Origin of the sequence: Paenibacillus sp. FSL H3-0469, from assembly GCF_038051945.1 — a bacterium.
In the GTDB taxonomy this organism is placed as follows: Bacteria; Bacillota; Bacilli; order Paenibacillales; family Paenibacillaceae; genus Paenibacillus_AQ.
The window spans coordinates 6,317,260-6,343,662 of record NZ_CP150302.1 but is presented as its reverse complement, the minus strand read 5'-3'; the positions used below and the strand labels follow the sequence as shown (position 1 = coordinate 6,343,662).

Sequence of the window (26,403 nt, the reverse complement as noted above, 5' to 3'; positions counted from 1 at the left end):
AAAGGAAGTCCACACACTCTATGCTCAAAAGAACCTATGCTCTGCTCCTCATTCCAACCTATCCTATATTCCTGCTCTGCATGCTGTTCCAGGGAATGGCCATCTCTATCAGCGCTCCATTCCTGGCGGTCTACTTCACAGAAGAACTCGGCGTCAGTGCCGGAACCTTCGGAATATTTACAGCGGTGACCCTCCTTAGCGGGGTAGCCTTAAGCATGTTCATCGCCAAACGCTCCGACGCCGGGCTGAACCGCCGCAGGCTGATGGTGATCTGTATGATGTTCAACGCGGTTGCTTTTGCCGGATACATATTCATTCATGACTTCTACGCGCTGCTGGCCTATATGACCATATTCACCGCATTAGGCGCCCCGGCGATGCCGCAATTATTCGCCAGTGCCAGAGAAGCTGTGAACGCCAGCAGCTCTCCTGATCATGCCTTGGCTAACTCGGCCCTGCGCTCGATGTTCTCCCTTGGCTTCATCAGCGGTCCGCTGGTTGGAGCCGCGCTCCTGAGCCGCTTCGGATTTCAGGGAATCTTCTCAACGACGACACTGATCTTCCTGATCAACGCCCTGCTGGTGTTCAGCTTCGTACGGCCTTCAGCCGCTAAGCAGCAGCCCGAGCGGCGTGTCCAACCGCATGCCGGACGCCAACGCAGCGCCAGGGTACTGGTTCCTTTTCTTATCCTGACCCTGCTCTATACCGGACACTGGGCCAATAATCTGAATATCTCCCTGTTCATTGTCAATACGCTGGGAGGCACTACACAGAATGTAGCTTCGGTAGCCAGTATCTGCGCGTTAATGGAAATTCCGTTCATGCTGGTGCTGGGGCTGCTGTCAGCCAAATACGACAGCAAGGTGCTGCTGGGCTGGGGAATGGCAATGGGGGGAATCTACTATGCACTGGTGATCGGAGTAGGTGAGCTGTGGCAGCTCATCGCCGGACAGGTGCTGCTCGCTTTTTTTGTCGCTGTAATTTCTGCGATTGGCATCAGCTATATTCAGGATCTGCTGCCGGACCTTCCCGGCTATGCCTCCACCCTGTATACCAACGCTACAACTATCGGCAGACTGGCCGGAAGCCTGGCGGGAGGAGCTGCAGCCCAGTGGTTAGGATACCGCCATTCCTACCTGCTCTGCGTAGTTCTGGTAGTCTGCTCACTGGGACTGCTGCTCTGGCCCCGCCGCTCTCCGGACGAGAAAATCACAGCTCCGCTCGCCTCTTAACAGGTGAAGTGCTGTGTATAGTAATAGAGCATTAGATTTAATATTGTGAATATGATCATTATCGGATATGCGTTTACTATTGCAGGAAGTACAATCAGTTACTTGAATGTAAGAGCAGAATTCGGTAACGGGTACAGTATCAGCCTAATAGTAGCTCGATGTTCATGCTCAGACTTTAACACCCCTAAGGTTCATCCTTACAGTTCTAAACCTAATGCTGTATAGTTAAATCTCCATATCCTTACCCGTGTAATCCACGAATCTGAAGTGGCCGGACGGCTCGGCTCTCTGCCCGATCAGGTCCAGAATGCCCTCGGCACTGGTGCGCGGGTGAAGCGGTGCCTTAGCTCCGCCCATATCGGTAGGCATCCAGCCGGGATGGACGCTGAGCACATGGATGCCGCGGTCCTTCAGCGTGACATGGAGCTTCTGCGTGAACATATTTAGTGCGGTCTTGGAGATCGTATACGGATAGCTGCCCGGGTAAGCATTGGTGATACTGCCTGCCTCTGATGAGATATTGATGATTGAAGCATCCGGATCGGTCAGCAGCGGCAGGAGGTGCTTAACCACCCGCATCGGCCCGTACAGATTGATATCCATGGCACGCTGCATCTCTTCCATATCCAGCGCTTCAAGTGCGGTGTCCGTGGCATTCAGCACTGCGGCATTATTGATGATAACGCCGAGTGTCCGGGCCTGCTCTGTCAGGCTGGCAGCAAGCGCCGCGATTCCGGCCTCATCCGTCACATCAAGCGTCACAAGAGTCAGCTTGTCCCCGTGTACTGCCGCCAGATCAGCTAATGCTGCCTGCCCGCGCGTCAGATCCCGCACTCCCGCAATAACAGCATGTCCACGCTCCAGCGCAGCTGCTGCCAGCTCAAGGCCCAGTCCGCGTCCCGCCCCTGTAATTAGAATATTCATTCTATAATTCCTCCCGTCTGAAGTCTATTTGTCATTCTCCAGCAATTCCAGCACTACCTTCAATTCCTTGAACGTATCCATATAAGCATACCGTCCGCCGGTATATTCACCCTTCTGCTGAAGCGGAAATCCCTTGCCTTCAAGCAGCATAATCTTCTCCTTCATACCTTCTACCACGAACGCAATATGGTGAACCCCTTCCCCGTGCTCATTCAGGTAATCCCGCCAGGTGCTCGGCTCATGATCCGGTTCAATCAATTCTAGCTGCAAGGACCCCATGTCAAAAAATGCAAGCTTCGCCCGCGCCCCTGTCCTCTGCCGTTATACTCCGTCCGGGCAATATCGGCTGTGTCCGTGATGCTGATCTGAGGCTTGTCCAGTCCGAAAAAGTCTGCATACGCCTGACTCACCTTCTCGATATCGTGAACCAGAATCCCAATCTGTGTCATGAAGTGATTTCCAAGTAATCCTGACATTCTGTTCTGCCTCCTTTATCTGCTGACCAGACAACCATACCCAACCTGTGAAAGGGCTGTCAAGTTCTCCTTCAGGACGTCTGCCCAAAAACAAAGAGAATGTCTTCACGACACTCTCCCGCCGCTATGCCTCATTCACTTAGCCCCTCAGTGCGCGATAAAAGCCTCGACTTTGTAGCCTGACCCGCTGCTGGTTAATGTAGCATTATAGTACCCCATGTTCCCGCCGGGCTTGCATTTGTAGTCCCCGGAGCATCCGGTGACGAAGAATTTGGTTCTGGTGTAGCCGGGATAGATGTTGTTCAGCTTCCGGTAGAATTTGTGACCATGATGAGTGAAGATCGCCAGCACCTTCTCTCTGGCTTTTGCCGGAATGGCCGTGAAGAACTTGGAGGTCTCGGCCGCGCTGAGCACATGGCTGGAATCCACCGTAATGCCCTGCACCCGGAGCGGCCAGTGGAAATCAATAATATAGAAATACCTGTCATCCAGATTACGCAGCAGATTGAGGCTTGCCGGTGTGAACTGGCCCAGCGCACAATCCAGCCACACATATCTCACCTTGCCCTGCGTTCCCGGGAAATTCATCTGTCCGGCCACCGCCCCTAAATACTGCGTGAACAAGGACCGGGTACTGGCTTCCCAGTTCCCTATAGAGGCCTTGTAAGGGATGCTTCCCAGCGTGGCAGTCACTGTATCCTTGAAGTCCTTATAGTAGGCGTTAGCGTTATTCCCGTGATCCGCTCCCGCCTGGGTATTATCTCCCCCGAAGATGATAAACCGTTTGTTCCCGTTGCTCACCGCCTTAGGCAAAAGACTCTTAAAGATGCTCAAGCTGTTACCATATCCCACATGACTGTCACCAAACACCGCAAATTCAACCGTCTGTGCCTTGATTCTGCGCTTCACTCCGGGAACAGCCTGCCGCTTGGCGCGAAGCACCCGCTTCCGTGCCGGTCCTGCCTTTCTCCTCATCCCGTACCACCCCATCCCATCAAAAATAGCTTCAGAATATATAGTAGTCCCTACTATTTATATGCGGGAGGGATTGGCTGCTCTTGGACCTATGAATCCATCAAGAAGGAATGCATCGGGCAATTAATTCGCCCGCAGTGAAGTAATCTGTTTCGCCAGATACTGCGGTGTATACGGCATGTCCTCCCGAAGCCAGGCGATGATGGTACCAATGAGGGCCGCCGAGCCGTACCACACAGCGATATCCTTCTGCACCGTTGGTTCCGAAGCCTCATGCGCGGTAACCCTGCTCTCCACCCGTGCAGAAATAATGTCTGCCATCAGTTTAAAAAGCCGGTCGGTAAATATCGTACTCTTGCGCGACGTAAGTACGATTTTGTAGAATTTGGCGTTCTCGGCAATATGCACAAGCAGGTGCTCCAGCATCGGCCACTTCTCTTCTTGTGCAGCTTCCGTAAAGTCCGTATCCGCTCTCACCACCTCCAGAACCTCCTCAGCCATATCATCCGCCATTTTCTCCAGCATATCCGGAATATCCCGGTAATGCAGATAGAAGGTCACACGGTTAATTTGGGCCCGCTGTGCAAGGCGGTTGACGGTGATTTTCTCAATGCTCATCTCTTCCATCAGTTCAATCAGAGCCTCTTTGAGGAATTGGCGTGTACGAAGAACGCGCGGATCTGTCCGCTGGGCCGGATTTGTCATTTCTGGTCTCTCCAATCTGCTGCCGTCTAAGGGCAGGCTACAATTTCAGTCTAAAGTGTCGTTTTTCAACCACATACACTACACATATCCTCTAAGTGTCAACTAAATTACATTTTCCCGGAAATCGTTGCTTGATTACATGAAATTTTCATTTATAATCTACTTTATACATTGTAAACTATACGACACATTGTAAATTTAGTCCATGAGTTGGCGGTTTGAAAGGATGGAGAATAGTGAGTAACAAGACAGCAAGCCAAGAAGTTCCGTCCATTTCCAAGGGACCTATTCTTTTCGTAATGATTCTCGGTGCCTTTCTGGCTACGCTGAATCAGACCATCATGAGCGTGGCTACACCGGAGCTTATGCATGACTTCAATATTACAGCGGCCACGGCCCAGTGGCTCACTACCGGCTATATGCTGGTTAACGGTGTACTGATTCCCATTACGGCCTATCTGATGCAGCGCTTCACTACACGGGAGCTGTTCCAGACCTCGATGTTTATTTTCTTCACGGGTACCCTTGTATCGGCGCTCGCAGGCAGCTTCCCGGTGCTGCTTACCGGACGGATGATTCAGGCTGCCGGTGCCGGCATTATTATGCCGCTGCTTACCCAGGTTATTTTGACCCTCTTCCCGCGTGAAAAAAGAGGCGCCGCCATGGGGATGGTCGGGCTGGCCATTATCTTTGCCCCAGCCATTGGCCCTACTCTGGCTGGATATATTATGGAACGTTATTCATGGGAGATGATGTTCTACGGCATGCTTCCGCTCACGGTTATAGTCATCGTATGCGGTTTTATTTATCTGAAAAATGTGGCTGAGCGTTCTTTTCCCAAAATCGACATCACCAGCGTGATCCTGTCGACCATTGGATTCGGTACCCTGCTCTACGGCTTCAGCCGGGCAGCCAGTGCTGGCTGGTCCAGTGCAGAGGTGTTATTGTCGCTGGCCGCAGGCGCTATATCGCTTGGATTATTCATATGGAAGCAGCTCACTTCCGGGAGCCCGCTGCTGGATCTGCGGGCCTTCCAATATAATATGTTCTCCTTGACCACCGTTATCAGTGTGGCGGTTACGATTGTGATGTATGCGGATATGATGCTGCTGCCGCTCTATCTGCAGAATGCCCGCGGCTTCACCGCTATGGAGTCCGGCCTGCTGCTGTTGCCCGGCGCAGTCATTATGGGCGCACTGATGCCAGTCACCGGTAAGCTGTTCGACCGCTTCGGAGCGAAATGGCTCGCCATTATCGGCCTGACGATCACGATTCTGACTACGCTCAGCTTCGTGAATCTTACAGACTCGACAAGCTACGGTTATCTGATGCTGATGTCTACCGGCCGCCGGATTGGCATGGCCCTGTTGCTGATGCCTATTCAGACCCTCGGGCTGAATCAACTGCCCTCCAGGCTGAATTCACATGGCACAGCGATCTCCAATACCGTAAGACAGGTTGCCGGCGCAGTAGGCACTTCTCTGCTGGTCACCGTGATGACCAGCCGTACCGCCACTCACTTCCAGGATATTATGTCCAGCGGCGGAACTGCCGGCGAGACTCAGCAGCATATGATAATGGAGGCTTCCATCCAGGGCATCAACGATTCCTATCTGGTTATCGTGGGCATCGGGATTATCGGGCTCTTCCTCTCCTTCTTCATTAAGCAGGTGGGTCAGGCCAAGGAACCGGCCCTGAAGCAGCCAGCTGTTGTCGCCGAGGAAATCTAAGGAGAGCGCCTGATGCTTTGCTAATTCATAGGCTGCATATAGAAGAAGACCCGCGGAGCGCACTCCATGGGTCTTCTTCCACATCTCGCATATACCTGGCGCTTATAGTACAATGATATCCTGACTGCTTATTATATTTTAAGAAAAGTAAGAGGTGCCCGAATGGCAATTAATTTCACAAGACCGGTGCTGGATCGTTTAAACCAGGAGATCGCAGAGATGGAAGCCGGTATTACAGAGCTGCAGAAGAAGACCCGAAAGACCAAGCTCAAGATCAACCAGCTGGAAAAGGACTGCAAGCTAAGCTCATCCCCAAGCTCCCTCAGCAGTAAAATGAGCCGCATCACCAAGCTGCAGGCTGAACTCAAAAAAATCTCCCAGCAGCAGTTAGAGCTGTCCAAGGAGATTAATAAAAAGAAAACGCTGCGCGCCCAGCTGCCTTCTGCGGAGTAATCCCAGACTGCTGCTCCGGCTACTCCCAATGCAAGCGGCGGCTGTTATTTTGAGGGACTTAGCCGGGCACGCATCCAGATTAACAGGTAAATGACGCATAAGAAAACCCAAAAATAATTAGCGAATATACTTTGCTCCAGCGCTAGGGACAGTAGAACATGGTACACGCAAGTGAATCCCAGCAGTGACACCAATCCTACCGTTATCGTTCTGCCGGATACCTGCTGCGGGAGACTGATTTTGGACAGAAAATAAGCAGCGGCTACCGCTACAGTGATCGATAATACGATTCTCAGATTCTGATTCTCTAGCACATCGTGCAAGGTAATAATTAGCGCCAGCATAAGAAAACCCGCAATGACCTGCAACTTGCCTCTGGTCTTCATTTGATCCCTCCTGGGTATATGATTAAATCTCTATTTCCTGTTATTTTATCCCACTATCTCCCTATTTGTCTGTGATCTATGGCAATTTTTCTTGCAAAATAGAATGCAGAAAGAACCAAAGGAACGGATTCCCTTGGTTCTTCGTCATTTCAGTCTGGCGGATCTGGACTACGGCCCGTTATTCACTGCGCAGGGCAGCCACCGGGTCCTTCTTCGCCGCCATTTTGGCCGGGATAGCACCGCCGAGCATGGTCAGCAGCACGCTGATGACACCCAGAATGAGCGCGTGGAGCGGATTCAGCTGGGCGACATTTTTCAGCTCCGTCAGGTTGTAGAGGACCGCATTGACCGGGATGGTCAGCAGATAAGTGATGCCGATGCCCAGAATCCCTGAGCAAGCCCCGATAATGAAGGTCTCGGCATTGAACACCCGCGTGATATCCTTCTTACGGGCACCCAGTGCACGCAATACGCCGATCTCCTTCGTACGTTCCATCACGGAAATATACGTAATGATCGCAATCATGATCAGGGATACCACCAGAGAAATCGCCGCAAAAGCAATCAGCACCATCGTAATCCCGTCCATAATTCCGCCGGAAATATTCGTCACAATCGCTGCAAGGTCAGTATATTGCACCTGATCCTCTGCCGCTTTGCCTTCATTCCATTTGTCCAGATAAGCATTTACGGATTCCTTCGCACTGAAATCAATCGGATACAGTGAGACTGCTGTCGGGATATCGGTAGCCCCCAGAGTGGCAAGCGCATTCTCCTTCGTGGGAGAAGCCATACCGGCAGCAGCAGCCTGTCCCGCGTTCATCATAGCAGACCCGCCCATCGGGCCGGTTGAACCCGAGCCTGTAAGGCCATCCGACAGCCCCTGTCCCGTTAACACATTGATATCTGCCTTCTCTTGGGCCAGGACAATCTCGGATTCCTTCGCATCAGCAATGAAGGAGGCCGCCAGCTCGTCGGAGTAGACCAGACCGGGCGACAGCGTTGAGATTCTCGACCCTTCCTGTGCGCGCAGCACACCAGCAATTTTAAGCGTAACCGCCTTAGGGCTGTCGTAAAGATCATTCATATTCCCGCCTGGAGCATTGACCACGAACTGTTCGCCGTTCTTTTTATAATAATCGTTGTTCATGATCAGCTTCACCGGCTTGCCGACCAGATCGCTCAGATTGATGCTCTTGGCTTCATAGTCCAGCCCGAGCGCATCCACTTCCGCCTTGGTCATACGGTTGTATTGATCCACGATGAGCACCAGATCTGTCTTCTCTGCAGGGAAGGTTCCTTCCAGCAGGTCATAGTACTGCTCCAGGTAGCTTCCCGAAGCACTATCCTGTTTGCTGGGATACGGAGCCACGGTGATTTTGCTGGTATCCAGGGCCACTGCCTTATCCCCATCCTTGACCAGCATGTTCATCTTCACACTGCGGGTGTACGACACGCCGTCCAGCAGCTTAGGATCAATCCCGTCCAGATACTGCATATACTCCTTAGTCAGCACATTCACATGCATAGCGGAGTTGACAGTAGGGTCATACGGGTAGAGCTTCTTCTCTGCTGGGTATGCGGTAAGCTCCGTGGCTTCTTTGCCGGGAGGGCCCGCATTCTGCAAGTTGATCGCTGTCTGGTTGATGGAAACCGGGAAGTTGGATAAGGCCCCGGTCTCATAGGAGCTGATCTGTTTGTCGAAGCCATTGGACAGGGACAGAATCAGAGCAATACCGATAATTCCGATACTGGAGGCAAAAGCGGTCAATCCCGTGCGCCATTTCTTGGTGGCAATGTTTTTGCCGGATAACTTGAGGGCGGTGAGGAAGCTCATGCTTGTCTGCTTCAGCTTGTACGCACTTGAGGTCTTCTGCGTAGCCAGCGGGTTGCTGTCCGAGATGGCATGTCCGTCCGAGAAGCGGATGACACGGTCTGCATAATTCTCCGCCAGCTCCGGGTTATGGGTAACCATAATGACGAGCTTATCCTCGGCAATGGTCTTAATCAGCTCCATGATCTGCTCACTCGTCTCCGAATCCAGGGCCCCGGTAGGCTCATCGGCCAGGATAATATCGGGATTGTTCGCGAGCGCCCGGGCAATGGCTACACGCTGCATCTGTCCGCCGGAGAGCTGGTTCGGCTTTTTGTGCACATGATCCTTAAGGCCAACCTTCTCCAGTACCTCCAGCGCCTTACGGTGCTTCTCGGCTGAAGATACCCCGCTGAGCGTCATCCCCATCTCCACGTTGTCCGTGATGCTTAAGTGTGAGATCAGATTATAGCTCTGAAAAATAAAGCCGACACTGTTATTCCGGTACGCATCCCACTCGCTGTCCTTGAAGCGCTCTGTCGATTGGCCGTTAATGATCAGCTCTCCGCTGTCATACTGATCCAGTCCGCCGACGATGTTGAGCAGCGTGGTCTTGCCTGAGCCGCTCTGGCCCAGAATCGCAACGAACTCACTTTCTCTGAAATTGAGATTTACTTTATCCAGTGCGACTTGAGTGAATTCGCCGGTCTTATAGCTCTTGGTGATGTTTTTTAATTGCAGCATTGTCCAGTCTCCCTTTCCATTCCTATACTCTTATTCTCTGTATGTGCTTCGTACTTCCTGTCCTGCTGTTCCCCAGTATAATCGTCCAATATAAACTAAACCTAAACTCCCGGTTGAGATTAAGTTGATCTTCATGAGGTATACTGGAAGAATCCGCAAAACATCTATACAAGCTATACGTTCTATTACATGGAACCGTTCCAGGAGGAGAATCTATGTTTACTATTCTTGTAGTGGAGGACGACGCCAAGCTGCGGCAGCTCTTCTGCACTGTACTGACCAGGCACGGCTACCGCGCGGTTCCGGCTATGAATGGCGAGGATGCGCTGGAGATGCTGGATAAGGAATACATCGATCTGATGATCTGCGATATTATGATGCCTGTGATGGACGGCTTTGAGCTGACACGGATGCTCCGGGACAACAACAGCCAGCTTCCGGTCCTGATGGTGACGGCACGGGAGACTTTTGCCGATAAGCAGCAGGGCTTCCTCGTTGGCATCGATGATTATATGGTCAAGCCGGTCAATGTGAATGAGATGATCCTGCGTGTCGGGGCGCTGCTGCGCCGGGCCAAAATCATCAGTGAACGCAAAATCGAATGGGGCCATACCGTGCTGGACTATGATACGTTAACCGTGATTCAGGGGCCTGAGAGCATCGTGCTGCCGCAGAAAGAATTCTATCTCCTCTATAAAATGATCTCTTACCCGAATAAAATTTTCACCAAGCAGCAGCTCATGGATGAAATCTGGGGGATGGACTCCGAGTCGGATGAGCATACGGTGGTAGTCCACATTAACCGGCTGCGGGAGCGTTTCCGGAACAGTGCGGATTTCGAGATTGTTACGGTCAGAGGGCTGGGCTATAAGGCGGTGAAGCGGGGATGATCCGGGGGAACAATAGAGGCTTGTGGTGGTATTTCGTATCGATGGTATTCGTGATTATTCTATTCTTCGTCGTAATTCTGTCTGCTCTGGCCTTCTTATATATCCGCGTGGGGCATAATACGATAGGGCACCGCAATATGTTCCCGCCCCTGCTGACTACGATGCTGTTCAGTCTGGTCATCGGGACTACGATTAGTATTATGGTCGGCAAAAAAATTCTGGCCCCGATCACAGACTTCAGCCGTGCTGCCAAAGAAATCGCCAAGGGCAACTTCGACATCTACCTGAATGAGTCGCACCGTGTAGATGAGATCAGTGAAGTGGCACATCACTTCAATCTGATGGTCCAGGAGCTGCGCAGCATCGAGACCCTGCGCAATGACTTCGTCGTGAATGTGTCTCACGAATTTAAGACGCCTATTGCAGCGATTGAAGGGTACGCCATGCTGCTGCAGGAGGAGAATCTGAGCAAGGAGGAGCATGACGAATACACCGGAATGATTATCGAGAGCTCACGGCAGCTGTCTAATCTGTCCGGTAACATCCTCAAGATCTCCAAGCTGGAGAACCAGGAGATGCTCTCAGAGCTGGCCGAATATCCGCTGGACGAGCAGCTCCGCCAGGCACTGCTGCTGCTGGAATCCCTCTGGGCCGCCAAGCAGCTGAATCTGGACATTGAGCTGGATGAGCAGCGGTATTATGGCAACGAAGAGCTGATGATGCAGGTGTGGCTTAATGTGCTGGGCAATGCGATCAAGTTCACGCCGGAGGGCGGGATGATCTCGGTCGCGCTCCACTCGGACGGGACCTGGATCTCGGTGGTCATCGCGGACACCGGCATCGGCATGACCCCGAAGGTGCGCAAGCACATCTTCGAGAAGTTCTACCAGGGCGACCCCGCCCGCTCCGCCGGAGGCAACGGCCTCGGCCTGCCGCTGGCCGCGCGCATCATCAGCCTGAGCAAAGGCACCATCGAGGTGCGCAGCGAGCCGGGCCAGGGCTCGGCGTTCACGATTAAGCTGCCGGTGGGCGGGGCAGCTCATTAGGCCCCTGCGCGCTTGCGGCTTTGGGCGTGCGCCCTTTTGTGGCCGCTTGCGGGGGATCAGAGGGATTTATCCCTCTCATTTCCTCCCCATGCCCGCTTTCGGCGGGATCAGAGGGATTTATCCCTCCTATTTCCTCCCCGCGCCCACTTTTGGCGGGATCAGAGGGATTTATCCCTCCTATTTCCTCCCCTCGCCCACTTTTGGCGGGATCAGAGGGATTTATCCCTCCTATTTCCTCCCCGCGCCCACTTTTGGCGGGATCAGAGGGATTTATCCCTCCTATTTCCTCCCCGCGCCCACTTTTGGCGGGATCAGAGGGATTTATCCCTCCTATTTCCTCCCCATGCCCACTTTCAGCGAAATCAGAGGGATTTATCCCTCTCGTTTCCTCCCCACGCCCACTTTCGGCGGGATCAGAGGGATTTATCCCTCCTATTTCCTCCCCACACCCACTTTTGGCGGGATCAGACGTTACAATCTACCATATCTCATTATCCAAAATAGATGGAACAAGCTCATACCGGCATATTCTATTACTTCCTTGCAACAAGACAGGCTTGAGCTTGCCTTTGTCACACAAACTATTCAAGTTTTTCTTCACCGTTCGCGGATCAATACCAAGCCCCTTCACCACATCCACCGGCCGTATCATCCCATTCATCCGGCTCGCCATATGCAGTATGTCGCGCTCTATCCTTGCAAATTGGCTACTCCTCTTAGAACTGGTTTTCAACAAACATGGGGTTAGCAAAGCTTTCAGCAGGGAGATGGTCTACTCCGGTGAGGACTCCAGATCATCGTACGGGATGGCGATGACGCGGTATCCGGCAATTTGCAGATACGTCTCCCGGTTCAGCTCCTGACGGTAACGGGTGCGGTCCGTATTCTGAACATGCGGCCCATATCCCTTGATCTCGATAGCGAACTTAACCTGTCCCGGCTTCCACACAAAATCCACAAAATACGGCCTGCCCCGCCAGTCTGCTACCTCGTACTCGGGATGCAGATCATCCAGGTTACCGAAAATCGGCCACCATACCCGCTCTACAAACATTTGCTCCCCATGCCGGTGCCCCCGATCCAGCCGGTCCAGACGCTCCCCTGCCCTGCGTTTCTTATGGTACTCCGGCCATCTCTGATGCTCTTCGGCAAATCCCATTCCTCTCTTCCTCCTCTGCAAAATCATCTCTCTCCCCGCAAACATAGCTTGATCATCCCACTTGCTCACTCGCTTACGGGGCGTTTGAACCTAAAGTTACTTGGCATATCCACGCACAAAAAATCCCGCACCCGATAAACCAGGGCGCGGGATGTGCTTCATCCGTTTTACAAATTATAGTATCGCCACACTGCAGGCGTCAATAGCATCCTTCACCGGTGGATCAACTTCGCTTCCAGGTGTACCTCTCACTGCTAAAACGTACCTCTCACTGCTAAAATGCACCTCTCACTGCGAAAATGGTCGGGGCGATGGAGGATTCACGGACCCGAGGTTTGGGCAAACAAGCAGCTGCCAGCAGCTATACTCCCGCCAGCTGCTACACTCCTGACAGCAGCTACACTCCCGCCAGCAGCTACACTCCTGTCAGCAGCTACACTCCCGCCAACAGCTACACTCCCGCCAGCAGCTACACTCCCGCCAGCAGCTACACTCCCGCCAGCAGCTATGCTCCTGCCACAACCCTACTTCCCCTCCGCCCAGCACATCCGCTCAGTTCTTATGGCTTCGCCGGACTCGATGGCCTTCTCAATCATCTTGCCGAGGTATACATCCTGCGAGGCTTCCTCCAGCCCGTAGAAGCCGGGGCCGCCAGCGGAATAGAGGGCCATCTTGTCCAGACAGGACGCAATGGCGAGCTCATCATCATACAGACGGGCAGGGATGAACGGATTCGTGTAGAGCCACTGCTCTCCGCAAATAATCCCTTGGAGGTAATAGCCTTCAGCATTCTCCTGCTCTCCTCGGTTGATCCGCTTCAGTTCCAGTTGCAGAGGCACCAGATTATCCTGCTGGATCAGCACCCGGTTGTCGAAGATCTCTCCGCGTTCGCCGCGCACGCTAAGGTGATTCGAGCGCGTCCAGGAGCGGTGCTGGTCCTTGGTGAAATCATATATGCCCAGCCGGTCTCCGAAATCCAGCCAAGCCAGATCCCTGTGCAGCGGAATCAGCTTGTCTTCAGCCGGAGGGCCGCTGCGGGTTGGTCCGCCAACCCAGCTGGATTCGAACCGCATCCCCCGGATGACGGCCTCCTCGAACCCGATGCCGAGCATCCTGCGCATCAGGCTTGCCCCGTGATACAGATGGGATACAGAGACGGTCGCTTCGGTGATTCTGCCCAGCCTGCCGGAGCGGATCAGCGACAGCCGCGCCTCTTGAACAGGATGGTACGGGTACTGCTCTGCGACTTGTATCCAGGCCCCGTGTACAGTCAGCTCCTTGTGCAGCTGCTCCAGCTCTTCCAGACTGGAGGCAGGCGGTGTCTCTGCCAGCGCCGGTAGGCCAATCTCCGCCAGGCGGTACAAATAGTTCATGGCCGCCCCGCCGCTGACAGAGACCACTGCGAAATCCGGGTCCTCATTCTGCAGCAGCTCGTCAAGGGAACGGTACGTCTGAACGCCCCACGCTGCTTCTATCTCCTGTCCCTCAGCCCGGTCCCTGACCACAAGGCCGCCAACCCGAAACCGGTCCGGCATGACCCGGGCAATTCGTAAATAATACTGTGCGCGGAATCCCGCTCCGCCGATAATGCTGAAGTTAACGGGCATATTCCTGTCCTCCTTGATGACACATTGATGTTGGTGCGGCTCAGCCGCAATTCCCTGCTTCGTCATCGCGGCTTCTACCATCATACTTGTCTCTGGTGGATTATATGTGTCATCATTTGATCAGCTCGGTAGGATTCATGCCGGTGATCTTCTTGAATAGCGTGCTGAAATAAGGAATGTTCTTGTAGCCAACCCTCTCTGCCACCTCATAGACCAGCATATTGCGCTCCATTAACAGCTCCCTGGCCTTCTCAATCCGTACCCGGGTCAGGTAGTTGTTGAAGGTCTCCCCGGTGATGTTCTTGAAGATAATCGACAGATGATTGCGGGAGATGAATACCTTATCCGACAGATCAGCCAGCGTAAGCTCCTCGGCATAATGCTCATGAATGTAGTTGGTCATGAAATCAACGACCTGTCGGTGCTTGCTGCTGCCCTTCCATTGGCGGCTGGCGCAGATCGCTGTGATTTTGGCGGACAACCAGCCTGCCAGCTGGTCAGGTATGGCCAGGTTGCCGATCTCCTGGGCAATCTGGTCATTGGTGAACAGATCATCAAGCACGAAGCCCGACTCATACAGGGAGTAGGTGATAATACCCCATAGCTCGCTCCCTAGCATCTGCACGTAGCTGGCGGAGACCCCTTGCTGCGCTTGCAGCTCGGTAATGTATCCGTGTACAAGCTGCTGCGCCTCCGTCTCCTGTGAAGCCTTCATCGCAGCGGCCAGCTTGTAAGAGAACTTCACCGGGAAAAGAACTCCACGGTCCTGCCCGCTGCTGTGGCTCTCCCGGTAGCAGTACACCTCATAGGCCGGGCTGATCCGCAAGGCCCCGTGATCCATCGCGCGGAACGCCTCCTCCGTCGATTCGGGAATCTTCGTCCACGTATCCTTCAGTCCCCCTATACCTATGCGGACCACCAGCCTGAGATACGAGTGGATGCTGTCGACCAGCCGGATTCCCAGCTCCTCCAGCTGCTGTGTGCATTCAGCTTCGGGGTGAATAATCAGCAGAGCCCTGTAGCTGTTCAGCTCGGTGTATTCCATATTGGCGTAATGCTTGCGTGTGACCTCACAGGCAATATTGCTGACCGCGAAGCGCAGCAGATTCCAGTCCGAGACCGAGAAGGAGCTGGCCCGGTCATCGCGGATCAGCTCAATCCCGATAGTCGCATGCCTGCCCTCCAGCCAGTAATGGTACGAAGGCGGAAGATGGGAATTGTTCCGGTACGAAGGCTCCAGGGTGCCGACCGCTGCGGACCGGACCCACTCCTTCTCGACAAAAGGCTCGTACAGCATCATTTTCAGCTCCAGCTCGCCTTGCCGGATCACCTTCTCCTGCTCTCTGATAAGCTCCGCGATCACCTTATGAAGGATCGTTCTAAGCGTAGGCAGACTGATCGGCTTGGAGACATAGTCACTGACCTGAAGCCGGAGGGCTTGTCTGGCATGCTCAAAGTCTGAGTATCCGCTCAAAATAATAATTTTGCCCTTGAAGCCCTCGTTCCTTAATTGCTCCATCATCTCCAGGCCGCTCATCACCGGCATGTAGATATCGGTGATTACAATGTCCGGGCTGGCTTCGCGGATCATCGCCAGACCGTCTTCCCCGTTAAGCGCCTCACCGGCCCACTCTGCATCCAGCTCCTCCCATGGAATCGCCCGCTTCATCCCCTGAAGCACCTGGCGCTCATCGTCAACAATAGCGATCTTCCACATCATGTCTGCCTCCTTAAGCTTCTCTGTCCCGCAGCAGCCGCATTCAGCCTTCCTTCACGGCGAGAGAAGCAGTCAGTATCTGTGCCGGAGCCTCTCTGAGCAGCGGTAGAACAATCTCTACCCGGGTCCCTCCCTCTTCACGTTCCTTCAGCGTAACCCCGTAGTCATTTCCGAAATATCCGGCAATCCGCTCTCTCACATTCCGTATGCCATAACCGCCGGTGTGCCGCCTCTGCGGCCGCGCCTCCGGCTGCTTCAGACCGGCCCCGTTATCATCAATTATAATCTGCAGTGTCTCCTCAATCTTAGTCAAGCGGATGGTGACCTGTCCGCTGCGTTGTTTATTGAATCCGTGTACAATGGAGTTCTCCACAAAAGGCTGCAGGGTGAGCTTGGGAAGGTAAGCCTCCAGAAGCTCCGGCTCCACATTGATGGTGTACTCCAGGCCGTCGCCCCAGCGGAGCTGCTGGATCTCCAGATAACACTGGATGTGCTGCAATTCTTCCGACACCATGATGAAGCTTGCGCCGTTGGATAAGCCGATCCTGAACATCTGGCCCATCAGCTCCAGTATCCGGCTCAGCTCATCCTGTCCGGCCTCAATCGCCATCCAGTTGAGCTGGTCCAGCATATTGTACAGAAAATGAGGATTGATATTGGCCTGCAAGGCCTCAATCTCCGCTTTGCGCTGCTGCTCATACCGCCGCTCCAGCGACAGATACAGCTCCTCGATACGATCGGTCTGCTTGCGGTAGCCGGAGAATAAATACCCGAATTCATTCTCGTAATCTATAGGCAGCTCCTCCCTATGCCCTCCCACAGAATACATCTTCATAGCGCTTACAAGCTGCTTGATCGGCTTGGTAAACTGCTTGCTCAGATAATGCGTCAGCAGCAGGACCAGCAGAATCGCTCCAATCCCGATCAGTCCGATCCATTCCGCCAGTTCGAGACTGCTTGCGGTAATCTGTTTCCAGGAGGTGAATTCGAGCAGTGTCCATATGGAGTTGTCCATTCTGGAATAGACGAGCAGGGTATTGCCCGAATCCTTGTCGCCGGGAATATGAACATAGCCGGATTTGTTGCTCTTGAGGTCGATCCATTTAGACCATTCGTTCTGCTCCAGTGTCTCCCCGATGCTCAGAATTTGCTTCCCCCCGCTGTCCGCCATGATCCGGTTCGACCCGGCGGAGTTACCGGTCAGCAGCGCCCGAATCTCCTTGGCCTTAATATGGACGACCAGCACTCCGAGATAATCGTTCTCGTTCATTACCTTTCTGGCGAAGCTTAGAACCGGAATCTCCCCCTGCACGCTGGGAATGGAATGTTCCCCCGACCAGGCGAAATCGCTTTTTACCAGATTCCTGGACCAGGGCTGCTTATCCAAATCGCGAATATTCCGGAACTGGATATAGCTCTGGCCGTCGCTCGGCATCGGTTCATCCATATACAGGTCAATCCCCTGAATCAACGGAATGGCATAGGTCAGATTGCCGAGGGCACTCTCAACGCTTACACGCTTGCGGTACCGCTCGAAATCATCCTGCCGGTTCAGCAGAAAGGTCGTCAGCTCGTTGTCCCGTGAGGTAGACAGTGAGATCTGCTCAATCATATCCAGCCGGGTGGTAATTTCATTATTCAGTTCATCCAGCAGCCGCTGCTGATAATGGGAGGTCGTCTGCACAAGGGCTTTGGAGGAATTGCTGTAGCTGGTCCAAGCCGTAACTGCAATTACCAGAATAAGAATAATGGCAAAGCTGTGAAAAAACAGACGGTCGATCCTGTACTTTTTAAAAGGGTTGGTCAAATGATCCCCTTCCTTCGCCTCCGGTTCACAAGAAATAAACGGTAAAGCGTCGAATAAGGCTCAGGCGCTTTACCGTTATCGGACGGATGTTTTTTTTAAATCTTATCCCTTTATGCCTGTTGTGGCAATCCCGTCCACGAAATACTTCTGCAGGAAGGTGAACACAAGCGTTGCCGGAACAATAGAGACAAGCGACATGGCCAGAAGCTGGCCCCACTCAGCTGCAGACTGGGAGTCATTGATCATGCGCAGCGCGAGACCCACCGTGTATTTGTCAACCGTGTTGATGTAGAGGAGATGTCCCAGGAAGTCATCCCAGTTCCACAGGAAGCAGAAGATGGTCACCGTAACGACCGCCGGGAAGGCCAGCGGCATGACCACTCTCCAGAAAATCCCGAACCAGGAGCAACCGTCGATTTTGGCCGATTCATCCAGCTCCTTGGGCACACCGCGGATGAACTGGATCAGCAGGAAGACGAAGAAGCTCCCGCCGGCCCCGCCCGCCAGCAGATGGGGAACGACAAACGGCAAATACGTGTTCACCCAGCCCAGCTGATGGAACAAGGCGTACTGGGGAATGATCAGTACCTGGCCCGGCATCATCAGCGTCAGCATCAGAATCGAGAACCAGAATTTCTTGAGCGGAAAATCCAGTCGGGCGAACCCGAAAGCGACCAGTGTACAGGATAGCAGCGTTGCGATCAGCACCATAATTTCAAGCCAGAAGGTGTTGAGATAGAAATCGGTGAACGTGTGTCCGGGTACCGAGTTCCAGCCCTTGGTGAAATTCTCCCATTGCGGGACGGACGGGAAGATTCCCGGTGAACTCAGCTCCGTACTATCCTTCAGCGAGGCGCCGACCCACCAGACAATCGGATAGACCATGATGAAGCTGAAGAGAATCATGAACACATGCCGGAGTGCAGGCTTCCAATTCAGAGTTGTCATTTGCGTTTTTTCCCTCCAGTGTCAGTCTCATAGAATACCCAATATTTCGAGGTGTAGGAGATCAGCAGCGTTGCAGCTACGATAGCGACCAGCATAATCCAGGCCAGTGCAGAGGCATAGCCCAGCTCGTACCGGCTGAAGGCCCGTTCGTACAAATACATAGCGTACACGTATGTAGCGTTCATCGGTCCGCCATTCGTAATCACAAAGGCCGAGGTGAACATCTGGAAGGCGTTGATCACGGCCATGATCAGATTGAAGTAGAGAATCGGCGACAGCATGGGCAGTGTGATGCGGAAGAATTGAATGAACTTATTAGCCCCGTCTACCGAGGAAGCCTCATATAAGTCATTCGGAATCTGCTTCAGCCCGGCCAGGAAGATAACCATGGTTGAGCCGAATTGCCAGACCGTGAGCAGAATCAGTGTACCAAGCGCAGTGTCCGGGTTGGTGATCCAGCTTTTCCCCTCGATGCCAAAGACAGCAATCAGCTTGTTGAAAATCCCGTCTACCCCGAAGATGTTGCGCCAGAGCAGCGATACCCCGATACTTCCGCCGATCAGTGAAGGGAAATAGATCGCTGTGCGGTACACGCTGATCCCTCTGACCGCTCTGCTGAGAATCATGGCCACGAGCAGGGCCGCAATTAGTTTAAGAGGCACAGAGGCCAGCACGTACATGACCGTGACTTTGGCGGATTGAATGAATTTGGGGTCTGCTGTGAAAATCCGTTCGTAATTGCGGGACCCGATCCATTTCATCGGCTGCATCAGGGTGTAGTCGGTAAACGAATAGTACAGCGATAAGAACAACGGATACGCCGTCAGGGCCAGGAACCCGATCAGCCAGGGCGAAATAAACAAATAGCCTGCAAGCGGAGCATTCCACCGGCTTTTGAAATAAGAGCTTTTTTTGGGCGCTGGCGAGGCTTGGGCTAAAGTGGTTGTGGAGCGGTTCATCTGTGGTCACCTCTTGTGGTCAATTTGTATAGCTTAAGTATAGTATTGGTCCACACTCCGGCTAAAGGAGGGCAATGCTCGAATTCTTTCAAAATATAACGATTAATTCGAAAACACGAGTATAACCGCGTTCCAAGTGGAAACGGCAATGCCGTCCTTTTAAGGACGGTACCGTTTCAGCGAGAAAGATAAGGATAATTATAGCGTGAAGCATATAAATTCTTATCTTTTAAAAAGATAAAGCCCGGAACATTGCTGTCCCGGGCTTTCAGTTCATACCTTATTTCTCGTAGGATAGCGAGGCTTCCTTCAGCTGCTTGAACGCCTCTTCCGGTGTGGATTTACCGAAGCTGAGCTGATCACGGACCAGTACCCAGTCTTTGTCCACGAAGTTCGTCCAGCCGCCGGCTCCGGCTGACCAGGTCTGGCCATCCGGCTCTGTAGCACGGAGCAGAGCCAAGCCTACCTTATCCAGATCGCTCATATTAGCTTCCAGCAGAGCGGCGTTATCCTTGTTGGCCGGGAGGCCACGGAAGGTCTGGGTAATCTTGGCCGCTTCAGCATCATTCACGAACCAGTTGATGAATTTCTTGGCTTCTTCGGCATGCTTGGAGTTCTTGGAGACCGCCATGTACATCGACGGCTTCAGCCAGCCTCCGGCCTCTTCGGCACGCGGCATGGTTACAAGTGCGTAGGCTCCTGGCTTAATGCTGTCCCAGGTTCCCAGATTGTTGGAGAAGCTGTAACGGAACAGTACCTTGCCTGCTGCGAGCAGATCCATTTGCGGATCATTTTCCTTATCGGAAGCATTCACATCCGCCGGAGGAACAAGCCCTTCCTTGCGGAGCTCTTCGAACTTGCGGGTCCAGTCCAGATAGGTGGCTTCATCCACGTTGAAGTGGCCGTCATCCGTGATGACCTGCCCTTTGCCTCTGGCATACTGATACGCCGAGTACATGAAATAGTTACCTGCATAGTCGAGGGTGAAATACTGCCCCTTCGGCAGCTTGGACTTGGATTCCTTCGCCAGGGCGAAGAACTCATCCCAGGTCCAGCCGTTGGCCGGATTCGCAATCCCCAGCTTATCCATAGCGGCTTTATCATATACCATACCGAAGGCCACCGAGCCGAGCGGAACGGCATACTGCTTGCCGTCCAATTGGCCGCCTGACAGCAGCTTCGTATCGAATTTGCTTACATCGACCTCAGGAGCCAGGTCGGCCAATTGCTGGCGGGCCATCCAGTCCGGCATCCAGCCCGGGTCAAGCTGAACCACATCGGGTGCGTTGTTGGCCGCAGCCTGCGTGGATAATTTGTCCAGATAACCGTCCATCCCGGAATATTCCGGCTCGAAGGTTACATTCGGATTGTTCTTCGTGTACAATTCCAGGGCCGCCAAGGTAGCTTCGTGACGCGGCTGGGAGCCCCACCACATAATCCGCAGCTTGACCGGTTCATTGGTGCTTGGCGCTTCAGTTGCAGCTGCCGTTGCAGCCGCATTGGTGCCGGCGGGTGCTTCTGTAGCCCCTCCTGCATTGTTTACTTTATTCCCTCCGCCGCCGCAGGCAGCCAGTGTACCTAATATCGCTGTCATCGCCAGGACCGAAAGAGAACGCTTCCATTTCAACATCTTGAACCCTCCTGTATGCATCTGTATTCTCTTGCTACATTGCTATATTAACAAGACGGGTTGGAAGTTCATAGGAGGGCGATGCACGAATTCTTATAAAATCTTACGAATATGCCATCCTGCAGCTAGGCAAAAAACGTTCAAAGGCTGCTCCGCTATCCTAAGATAGTGAAACAGCCCTGAGTGTCAACTCTGAATTAATTATTTCATCATGCTGGCGGCAATGCCGATAAGCTCATCCTTCGTTAGCTCCGTATTCTCCTGGCCGGCGATCACAGAATAGATGACCTTTGCATCGGGGTCAGACCAAACTAACTCGTACTTAAATCCCAAGTCAAGTTCCTTGTTGTCCGAGTCATCCGAGAAAATGGCCTGTCTGCCTTTAATCTCGATATTCTCCATCTTTGTATGTTCACTCCACGAGAGCGGGTCTGCCGGGTTTTGGTTGTTATCCACACGCGAGACACTGATTCTCACCTGAGCCTCCCCTTTCTTGTATACCAGGGAGGAATACGGATAGTCAATGTTCTCCGCCTTCTCGACTCTCCAGGCCAACTGGAAGTTGTCTCCCAGGTCTCTCTCGTTTTCGCCTTTAAGCTCCTGCACATCCGGCACTTTTAAGAAAGAAGGGTTGATGATGGCCTCGTCCAGGGTATACCCTTCCGGCAGATACGCCGGCTGCTCCAGGACCGGAGCGTTGTGCTCCTCTACACTGGTCTTATAGGCGGTATAGTCCTTGAACGTGAGGGGCGGACGATACATATTCATACTCCCCTCTCCCTCCTCTCCTTCACGTGTAATTAGATAGGTGGCATACTCTCCAGGAAGCAAAATCTCCTTCATAAGCTCTGCCCCTTTTGAATACTTCTGGTTATAGAGAATACTCAGCTTCTTGTTGGCTTCATCGTCTGCACCCGGCTCTGCGTTGGGAATATAAGGCTTCAGGGGTTCTTTCGCCTTCTCAATCAGCGTTCCGCCGGAAGCCGTCGCCGGAAGCGGCTGATACGGAAGCACCTTATACTGGGCTCCAGCCCCTTGCCGGACCTCACCCGGACTCTGGGCTTCAGCTCCTTGCTGGAGTATACCGGAGAACTGGGTATAGCCGCCGCCCAGCAAGACCAGTGCCAGGACCGCCGCCGCCCAGCCCTTCACTGGCATCCGCTTCTGTCTCCGCCCGGTTCTTGTTTCCATTCTGCGCATTACTTTAGGTGCCTCTACGCTTGGCGGAAGGGTCTGAAGCAGGTTCTCGTCTCCTTCAGCAGTCAATGCCCCCTCAAGCCCGAGCGCCTTCATTACTGGATCATGAACATCAACGGTGTTCCAATGTGCTGAACGGTCTCCATCCTTGAGAAACTGTTCCTCTGGAGTTAATTCACGCTTGCCCATAATTGTTTCTCCTTTCGCTCAATCGCTTTTTTAAGTTTTTCCCTGGTCCGTTCATATCTTTTGCGTACGGTAGCCGTACTCACACCCAGAATTTCACTGATTTCCGCAAATGATTTATCTTCATAAATCCGCAGGATCAATAAATTCCGGTCCTCCACATCCAGCTTCCCCAGAGCCGCCGAGACCGGCTCGCTGAACAGGCGGTTCTCAAACATTTGCTCGGCGCTCTTCTCCGTAACCTCCTGCCCCAGCAGCTTCCGCAGCTGCTGCCGTGATTTCTGCCGCCGCAGCTGATTGAGGCAATGATGATAAGCAATCTTGTAGAGCCATGAGGTGAAATCTGCCTGAGGCTTGTACTGCCCGATATTCTGGTAGGCCTTGATCAAGATATCCTGTACTGCGTCTTCTGCCTCTTCCTTGTTATTCAACAAGCGGTAACAATAGAGGTAAATCCGTTGCTGGTACAGCCTGATCACATCCGAGTACAAGCCTCCTTCCCCGCCCTGAATCCTTCTAATCTTCTCTTCGATAGGGTCCACGATAATCTCCTTTCTGCAAAGCATATAGATATAACACATGAGCCGTATGTAATGTGACAATTATCTTTTACAAGCGCCACAACAAAAAAAAGAGACCCCCAGATGAATTCTGTTGATCTCTCCGTTGCAGAACCTATGAACCTATAGCTTCCTAAAACCTTCTGTCTGCTCTATTCCAGCTCGACCGTCTGATTCAGATTCAGCCCTTCCGTGTCCTGGCCGGTCATCCGCTTGAACATATATACTGCCTTCTCGGCCAGATTGCCGCTCTTCCAATATTCGGCGGCTTCGGCATGGACCTTGAGCAGAATGACATTCGGATCATCATAGCTTGTCTTCAGGAACGTATCGTACCCTGCACTCCAGAGCTCTTTCTTCTTGTTCACATCGTTTACAATTTCGGCTGTCCCGCGGATCGATACATAAGATTTATCAGCATACACGACATTCACTCGCGGATCATACAGAATCTCCCCGAACTTGCTGGTATCCTTCTTGGTCAGGAACCACAAGTCTCCGTCGAATTCGACTTCCTGGGTCTTCATGGGCCGGGAGACCAGCCCTTCCTCCGAGATGGTGGTGAGCATGGCCATATCGATACCCTTGATCAGCTTGCGGACCGTCTCAACGGCTTCCTCGTGACTATGGTGTGTAGTTGACATCTTTACCGCCTCTTTTCTTCCAGGATAGGGAATAGGTTATCCAAATGCATAGCATTTATTAACCAGAAGCAGCGAAACATTACCGGATGCCGGTGAAATCCGCGAGATCAGCAGCGTACATGCTTGCGCTTGAACCCGATCCGTCCTTTGTCGACAGCCTTCATAATATTATCGTATGCGCTGATGAGCTTACTCTTCGGCTTGTCCTTGTCCACCTCAACCGGACCCACCCGCTCCGCCGTCTCACGAGCCAGCTCATGAAGCGGCGAATAGGATACGGCCACCGTATACATAAAATTGTTCATCGAATACCGGGTGCGCTCCGGGGACTGATGAATGCTCTGCTCGGCCTGCTCCAGCATATCTGCCAGCTTACTCTCCGGGAACTCCTGATCCGGGCGGCTTCCCAGCAGCCAGCAGTAACAGCTCCAGCCTGCCGACATTCGGAGGTCTTCTCCGCTCCTGATCCATTCGTCGGCCACCTGCTGGGCAATATCCGCTTCAGCCAAGGTTACAGCCACAACGAAATCAGACAGCATATAGAAATAAGCCCCGTCCATCCAGCGGTTGTAATCCGCCTCTGTCATCCCGTTCGGATCAGCAATGATCCCGGCAAAATACATCGCATCATAATTACCTGTAGCATACAGTTCCTCAGCCAGCGCCTGATTGATTCCGGTTTGCTTAAAAATTGGCTTCATGGCACCGGTAGCCACACCAAAGAGCGGTTCCCGTGCACCGTTTGCGGTATACATCTTCTTGGTCCGTTCCTTGCCAAGCGCTTCAAGCTCCTGCATCACCTGTTCTGCATTCATTGAACGTTCCTCCTTATCGCTACCTCTGGTCTTCCGCCGGAATATCCGGCAAGTCAGGACGCCCCTTGGGGTACGTCTGCTGGCCGAGCTGGTCGCCAATCCAGGCCTCGCCGTCCTCGCCCATCTCCTTCTTCCAGATTGGAACAATCTGCTTGATCCGCTCAATCACGTATTCATTCGCTTCATAGGCAGCCTTACGGTGGGGCGAGGAGACTGCGATGACTACAGCAATATCGGTAATCTCCAGCCTGCCGATCCGGTGAGTAACTGCAACCTTCGTATCCGGCCAGCGCTCCAGCACTTCCTGTCCGATGCGCTTCAGCTGCGTTACAGCCATGGACGGGTATGCTTCATATTCAAGATACAAGGTTTTTTTTCCCTGCGTGAACTCACGCACCGTACCGATGAATAAGGTAATCGCCCCGGCCTCTCTGCGCAGAACTTTATCGGATACTTTAGCGGGTATAATCACGGATTCTGTAATTTCAAATAACGAATCGCCCATTTCCTCACTTCCCTTCGAGTGATGCAGCAGCTGCTCATATTGTTCGGGTGTATCTATATCTGCCGCGAAATCTTCCTTTAGCCCCGCACCGGCCAGATCCTCCCGTTCCACCCCTAACCAGTGCAGTGATTCTAACAACCCGCCCAGCCGGTATTCACGGTTCGCAAGTCTTGCTGTAATATCCGGCAAGATCCGGTGCGGCCGGTATACGCCGTGCAGCATCTGATGCTTGCCGTCAATCACGGGCAGAACCGCATCATAGCCGCCGGCCTCAAGCCGGGTAAGCATCCATGCGGCGGCCGGAGCTGATATATCGGGGCTGTCACAGCTTACCACCCAGGCATAGTCCGTCTCTACATTGAGAAAAGCGGCATGAAACCCGCTCAGCGGCCCATGCCCGGCATAAACATCCGGTATATATAGAATATCCGGTGGAAGACGTTCCAGATACGGGGCAGGATTGTTCGTGACCACAATCACGCTGGAGCAGAGGGTCTGCAGCTCCCTTACCTGCCGGACAATGAACGGTTCTCCCTGGTAGGTCAGGAGGGCTTTATTGCGGCCCTGCATGCGGGTGTTCTGTCCGCCCGCCAGTATAATTCCTGTCAGCACCAAGGACACCTCCTGTAGTAAATTTTAGGACTGAAGCAGTGACAGCGCCAGTGCGATAACCGCCTGATCCGCAAGCGCCTGATCCCGCAATGGCAATACCGGCGGACTATCCGGGCTAATCCGGGAACCAGACGCAGCACTCTGTAGTTCCGCAGCCTCTCCCCAGCTTAACCACAGGCGTATGTTCGTTGCTTCCTTTTGCAGCGTTATCTGGTCCGCTGTGCGGCGAATTAGGGCGATCTTGGGATATTCCGCAGATTTGAACCCCTCGGCAATTACCAGATCTACTCTGCCGTGCATCGACTCCGCTATTTCCCTTAGTGAAGCCGCGGATCTGCGCATGACCCTTGTTGCCTCAGGCGAGGTCAATACCGTCTCCACTGCACCGTGCAGGAGATGCTTGCTGCTATCCGTCCCCGGATCATCCAGCTGGAAGGAATGGGCATCATGCTTGGCAGAGCCAACCCGTAATCCTTGCGCAGACAAGGCCTCGATTAGCCGGCAGGCGAGAGTTGTTTTGCCGCTGTTCTTGTATCCGATGATTTGCAGTACAGGAACTAGGCGCTGTACCGCCGCATGCTGGGATTCCATAGTCACGGTGTCTGCTCCTCTGCTTGAAGATCTATTTTCGATTATACACTATTCCAGCCGCTGCCCATTCCCCGCCTAATTGCCTGACAGGA

At 53.1% G+C, this 26,403-nt stretch carries 23 protein-coding genes and 2 pseudogenes; 5 read left to right on the top strand and 20 right to left on the bottom strand.

What is annotated here, in order from left to right:
- Positions 1-20 precede the first annotated feature (20 nt).
- Positions 21-1,232, top strand: coding sequence for a sugar efflux transporter (locus NSS83_RS27785; RefSeq protein WP_341187607.1), 1,212 nt, complete (start codon positions 21-23; stop codon positions 1,230-1,232).
- Positions 1,233-1,457: 225 nt separating this feature from the next.
- On the opposite strand, the gene NSS83_RS27780 is transcribed toward NSS83_RS27785, so the two are convergent.
- The 4 genes and pseudogenes from NSS83_RS27780 to NSS83_RS27765 all read right to left on the bottom strand — a co-directional run bounded on the left by NSS83_RS27780 (position 1,458) and on the right by NSS83_RS27765 (position 4,312).
- Positions 1,458-2,156, bottom strand: a complete 699-nt coding sequence (locus NSS83_RS27780) for an SDR family NAD(P)-dependent oxidoreductase (RefSeq protein WP_341346927.1) — start codon at positions 2,154-2,156, stop codon at positions 1,458-1,460.
- 24 nt (positions 2,157-2,180) lie between these two features.
- Positions 2,181-2,632, bottom strand: a pseudogene (locus tag NSS83_RS27775) (VOC family protein).
- A 147-nt stretch (positions 2,633-2,779) separates the two neighbouring features.
- Entirely contained in the window at positions 2,780-3,607 is an 828-nt protein-coding gene (locus NSS83_RS27770) for a metallophosphoesterase (protein ID WP_341187605.1), read from the bottom strand.
- A gap of 123 nt (positions 3,608-3,730) precedes the next feature.
- Positions 3,731-4,312 carry a TetR/AcrR family transcriptional regulator C-terminal domain-containing protein gene (locus NSS83_RS27765; RefSeq protein WP_341187604.1) on the bottom strand — a complete coding sequence of 194 codons (582 nt, stop codon included), beginning with the start codon at positions 4,310-4,312 and terminating at the stop codon, positions 3,731-3,733.
- A 236-nt stretch (positions 4,313-4,548) separates the two neighbouring features.
- On the opposite strand from NSS83_RS27765, the gene NSS83_RS27760 reads away from it, so the two are divergent.
- Both NSS83_RS27760 and NSS83_RS27755 read left to right on the top strand, forming a co-directional pair.
- On the top strand, positions 4,549-6,042 hold the full coding sequence (locus NSS83_RS27760) for a DHA2 family efflux MFS transporter permease subunit (RefSeq protein WP_341187603.1): 1,494 nt from the start codon (positions 4,549-4,551) through the stop codon (positions 6,040-6,042).
- Positions 6,043-6,204: 162 nt separating this feature from the next.
- A complete protein-coding gene (locus NSS83_RS27755) occupies positions 6,205-6,495 on the top strand; it encodes a hypothetical protein (protein WP_341187602.1) in 291 nt (96 codons plus the stop codon).
- A 44-nt stretch (positions 6,496-6,539) separates the two neighbouring features.
- Here NSS83_RS27755 and NSS83_RS27750 read toward each other — a convergent pair whose 3' ends face one another.
- Together NSS83_RS27750 and NSS83_RS27745 are read right to left on the bottom strand one after the other, a co-directional pair.
- The gene (locus tag NSS83_RS27750) at positions 6,540-6,881 is read right to left on the bottom strand and encodes a hypothetical protein (protein ID WP_341187601.1); all 342 of its coding nucleotides are present in this window, start codon (positions 6,879-6,881) and stop codon (positions 6,540-6,542) included.
- A gap of 178 nt (positions 6,882-7,059) precedes the next feature.
- Positions 7,060-9,438, bottom strand: coding sequence for an ABC transporter ATP-binding protein/permease (locus tag NSS83_RS27745; protein WP_341187600.1), 2,379 nt, complete (start codon positions 9,436-9,438; stop codon positions 7,060-7,062).
- A gap of 215 nt (positions 9,439-9,653) precedes the next feature.
- Between NSS83_RS27745 and NSS83_RS27740 the strand changes: the two genes are divergently transcribed.
- Positions 9,654-10,328: a response regulator transcription factor gene (locus NSS83_RS27740; protein WP_341187599.1), complete on the top strand. Its 675-nt coding sequence runs from the start codon at positions 9,654-9,656 to the stop codon at positions 10,326-10,328.
- Positions 10,325-11,374, top strand: coding sequence for a HAMP domain-containing sensor histidine kinase (locus NSS83_RS27735; RefSeq protein ID WP_341187598.1), 1,050 nt, complete (start codon positions 10,325-10,327; stop codon positions 11,372-11,374). The genes NSS83_RS27740 and NSS83_RS27735 overlap by 4 nt, the downstream gene beginning before the upstream one ends.
- A 772-nt stretch (positions 11,375-12,146) precedes the next feature.
- Here NSS83_RS27735 and NSS83_RS27730 read toward each other — a convergent pair.
- From NSS83_RS27730 to mobB, 14 genes and pseudogenes are all read right to left on the bottom strand, one after another.
- Positions 12,147-12,533, bottom strand: a complete 387-nt coding sequence (locus tag NSS83_RS27730; RefSeq protein WP_341187597.1) for a hypothetical protein — start codon at positions 12,531-12,533, stop codon at positions 12,147-12,149.
- Positions 12,534-13,057: 524 nt separating this feature from the next.
- On the bottom strand, positions 13,058-14,140 hold the full coding sequence (locus tag NSS83_RS27725; RefSeq protein WP_341346926.1) for a Gfo/Idh/MocA family oxidoreductase: 1,083 nt from the start codon (positions 14,138-14,140) through the stop codon (positions 13,058-13,060).
- 112 nt (positions 14,141-14,252) lie between these two features.
- Positions 14,253-15,857 (bottom strand): response regulator transcription factor, encoded by a 1,605-nt coding sequence (locus tag NSS83_RS27720; RefSeq protein ID WP_341188099.1) that lies wholly within the window; start codon positions 15,855-15,857, stop codon positions 14,253-14,255.
- 43 nt (positions 15,858-15,900) lie between these two features.
- Positions 15,901-17,664: a sensor histidine kinase gene (locus NSS83_RS27715; protein ID WP_341187595.1), complete on the bottom strand. Its 1,764-nt coding sequence runs from the start codon at positions 17,662-17,664 to the stop codon at positions 15,901-15,903.
- Positions 17,665-17,766: 102 nt separating this feature from the next.
- Positions 17,767-18,612, bottom strand: coding sequence for a carbohydrate ABC transporter permease (locus NSS83_RS27710; RefSeq protein ID WP_341187594.1), 846 nt, complete (start codon positions 18,610-18,612; stop codon positions 17,767-17,769).
- A complete protein-coding gene (locus tag NSS83_RS27705) occupies positions 18,609-19,571 on the bottom strand; it encodes a sugar ABC transporter permease (protein WP_341187593.1) in 963 nt (320 codons plus the stop codon). Before NSS83_RS27705 ends, NSS83_RS27710 begins: the two co-directional genes overlap by 4 nt.
- A gap of 280 nt (positions 19,572-19,851) precedes the next feature.
- Complete coding sequence (locus NSS83_RS27700) at positions 19,852-21,201, bottom strand: extracellular solute-binding protein (protein WP_341187592.1); 1,350 nt, start codon at positions 21,199-21,201, stop codon at positions 19,852-19,854.
- A 201-nt stretch (positions 21,202-21,402) separates the two neighbouring features.
- Positions 21,403-22,587, bottom strand: coding sequence for a DUF4367 domain-containing protein (locus NSS83_RS27695; protein WP_341346925.1), 1,185 nt, complete (start codon positions 22,585-22,587; stop codon positions 21,403-21,405).
- Entirely contained in the window at positions 22,569-23,126 is a 558-nt protein-coding gene (locus NSS83_RS27690; RefSeq protein WP_341346924.1) for an RNA polymerase sigma factor, read from the bottom strand. The genes NSS83_RS27695 and NSS83_RS27690 overlap by 19 nt, the downstream gene beginning before the upstream one ends.
- A gap of 170 nt (positions 23,127-23,296) precedes the next feature.
- Entirely contained in the window at positions 23,297-23,788 is a 492-nt protein-coding gene (locus NSS83_RS27685) for a pyridoxamine 5'-phosphate oxidase family protein (protein ID WP_341187589.1), read from the bottom strand.
- A gap of 107 nt (positions 23,789-23,895) precedes the next feature.
- Complete coding sequence (locus NSS83_RS27680; protein ID WP_341187588.1) at positions 23,896-24,603, bottom strand: DNA alkylation repair protein; 708 nt, start codon at positions 24,601-24,603, stop codon at positions 23,896-23,898.
- Between the two features lie 19 nt (positions 24,604-24,622).
- The gene (locus NSS83_RS27675) at positions 24,623-25,108 is read right to left on the bottom strand and encodes a molybdenum cofactor biosynthesis protein MoaE (protein WP_341188098.1); all 486 of its coding nucleotides are present in this window, start codon (positions 25,106-25,108) and stop codon (positions 24,623-24,625) included.
- A gap of 168 nt (positions 25,109-25,276) precedes the next feature.
- Positions 25,277-25,720, bottom strand: a pseudogene (locus NSS83_RS27670) (molybdenum cofactor guanylyltransferase); the annotation flags it as partial.
- 24 nt (positions 25,721-25,744) lie between these two features.
- Positions 25,745-26,311: a molybdopterin-guanine dinucleotide biosynthesis protein B gene (gene mobB / locus NSS83_RS27665; RefSeq protein ID WP_341188097.1), complete on the bottom strand. Its 567-nt coding sequence runs from the start codon at positions 26,309-26,311 to the stop codon at positions 25,745-25,747.
- Between the last annotated feature and the right edge of the window lie 92 nt (positions 26,312-26,403).

Excerpts from the sequence above, each read along its gene's own strand:
- NSS83_RS27720 (WP_341188099.1), bottom strand. The coding sequence starts at position 15,857 with ATGTGGAAGATCGCTATTGTTGACGATGAGCGCCAGGTGCTTCAGGGG.
- NSS83_RS27700 (WP_341187592.1), bottom strand. The coding sequence starts at position 21,201 with ATGTTGAAATGGAAGCGTTCTCTTTCGGTCCTGGCGATGACAGCGATA.
- NSS83_RS27695 (WP_341346925.1), bottom strand. The coding sequence starts at position 22,587 with ATGGGCAAGCGTGAATTAACTCCAGAGGAACAGTTTCTCAAGGATGGA.
- NSS83_RS27750 (WP_341187601.1), bottom strand. The coding sequence starts at position 6,881 with ATGAAGACCAGAGGCAAGTTGCAGGTCATTGCGGGTTTTCTTATGCTG.
- NSS83_RS27780 (WP_341346927.1), bottom strand. The coding sequence starts at position 2,156 with ATGAATATTCTAATTACAGGGGCGGGACGCGGACTGGGCCTTGAGCTG.
- NSS83_RS27740 (WP_341187599.1), top strand. The coding sequence starts at position 9,654 with ATGTTTACTATTCTTGTAGTGGAGGACGACGCCAAGCTGCGGCAGCTC.
- NSS83_RS27745 (WP_341187600.1), bottom strand. The coding sequence starts at position 9,438 with ATGCTGCAATTAAAAAACATCACCAAGAGCTATAAGACCGGCGAATTC.
- NSS83_RS27680 (WP_341187588.1), bottom strand. The coding sequence starts at position 24,603 with ATGAATGCAGAACAGGTGATGCAGGAGCTTGAAGCGCTTGGCAAGGAA.
- NSS83_RS27785 (WP_341187607.1), top strand. The coding sequence starts at position 21 with ATGCTCAAAAGAACCTATGCTCTGCTCCTCATTCCAACCTATCCTATA.
- NSS83_RS27685 (WP_341187589.1), bottom strand. The coding sequence starts at position 23,788 with ATGTCAACTACACACCATAGTCACGAGGAAGCCGTTGAGACGGTCCGC.
- NSS83_RS27730 (WP_341187597.1), bottom strand. The coding sequence starts at position 12,533 with ATGGGATTTGCCGAAGAGCATCAGAGATGGCCGGAGTACCATAAGAAA.
- NSS83_RS27725 (WP_341346926.1), bottom strand. The coding sequence starts at position 14,140 with ATGCCCGTTAACTTCAGCATTATCGGCGGAGCGGGATTCCGCGCACAG.
- NSS83_RS27770 (WP_341187605.1), bottom strand. The coding sequence starts at position 3,607 with ATGAGGAGAAAGGCAGGACCGGCACGGAAGCGGGTGCTTCGCGCCAAG.
- NSS83_RS27710 (WP_341187594.1), bottom strand. The coding sequence starts at position 18,612 with ATGACAACTCTGAATTGGAAGCCTGCACTCCGGCATGTGTTCATGATT.
- NSS83_RS27675 (WP_341188098.1), bottom strand. The coding sequence starts at position 25,108 with ATGGGCGATTCGTTATTTGAAATTACAGAATCCGTGATTATACCCGCT.
- NSS83_RS27765 (WP_341187604.1), bottom strand. The coding sequence starts at position 4,312 with ATGACAAATCCGGCCCAGCGGACAGATCCGCGCGTTCTTCGTACACGC.
- NSS83_RS27755 (WP_341187602.1), top strand. The coding sequence starts at position 6,205 with ATGGCAATTAATTTCACAAGACCGGTGCTGGATCGTTTAAACCAGGAG.
- NSS83_RS27705 (WP_341187593.1), bottom strand. The coding sequence starts at position 19,571 with ATGAACCGCTCCACAACCACTTTAGCCCAAGCCTCGCCAGCGCCCAAA.
- NSS83_RS27735 (WP_341187598.1), top strand. The coding sequence starts at position 10,325 with ATGATCCGGGGGAACAATAGAGGCTTGTGGTGGTATTTCGTATCGATG.
- mobB (WP_341188097.1), bottom strand. The coding sequence starts at position 26,311 with ATGGAATCCCAGCATGCGGCGGTACAGCGCCTAGTTCCTGTACTGCAA.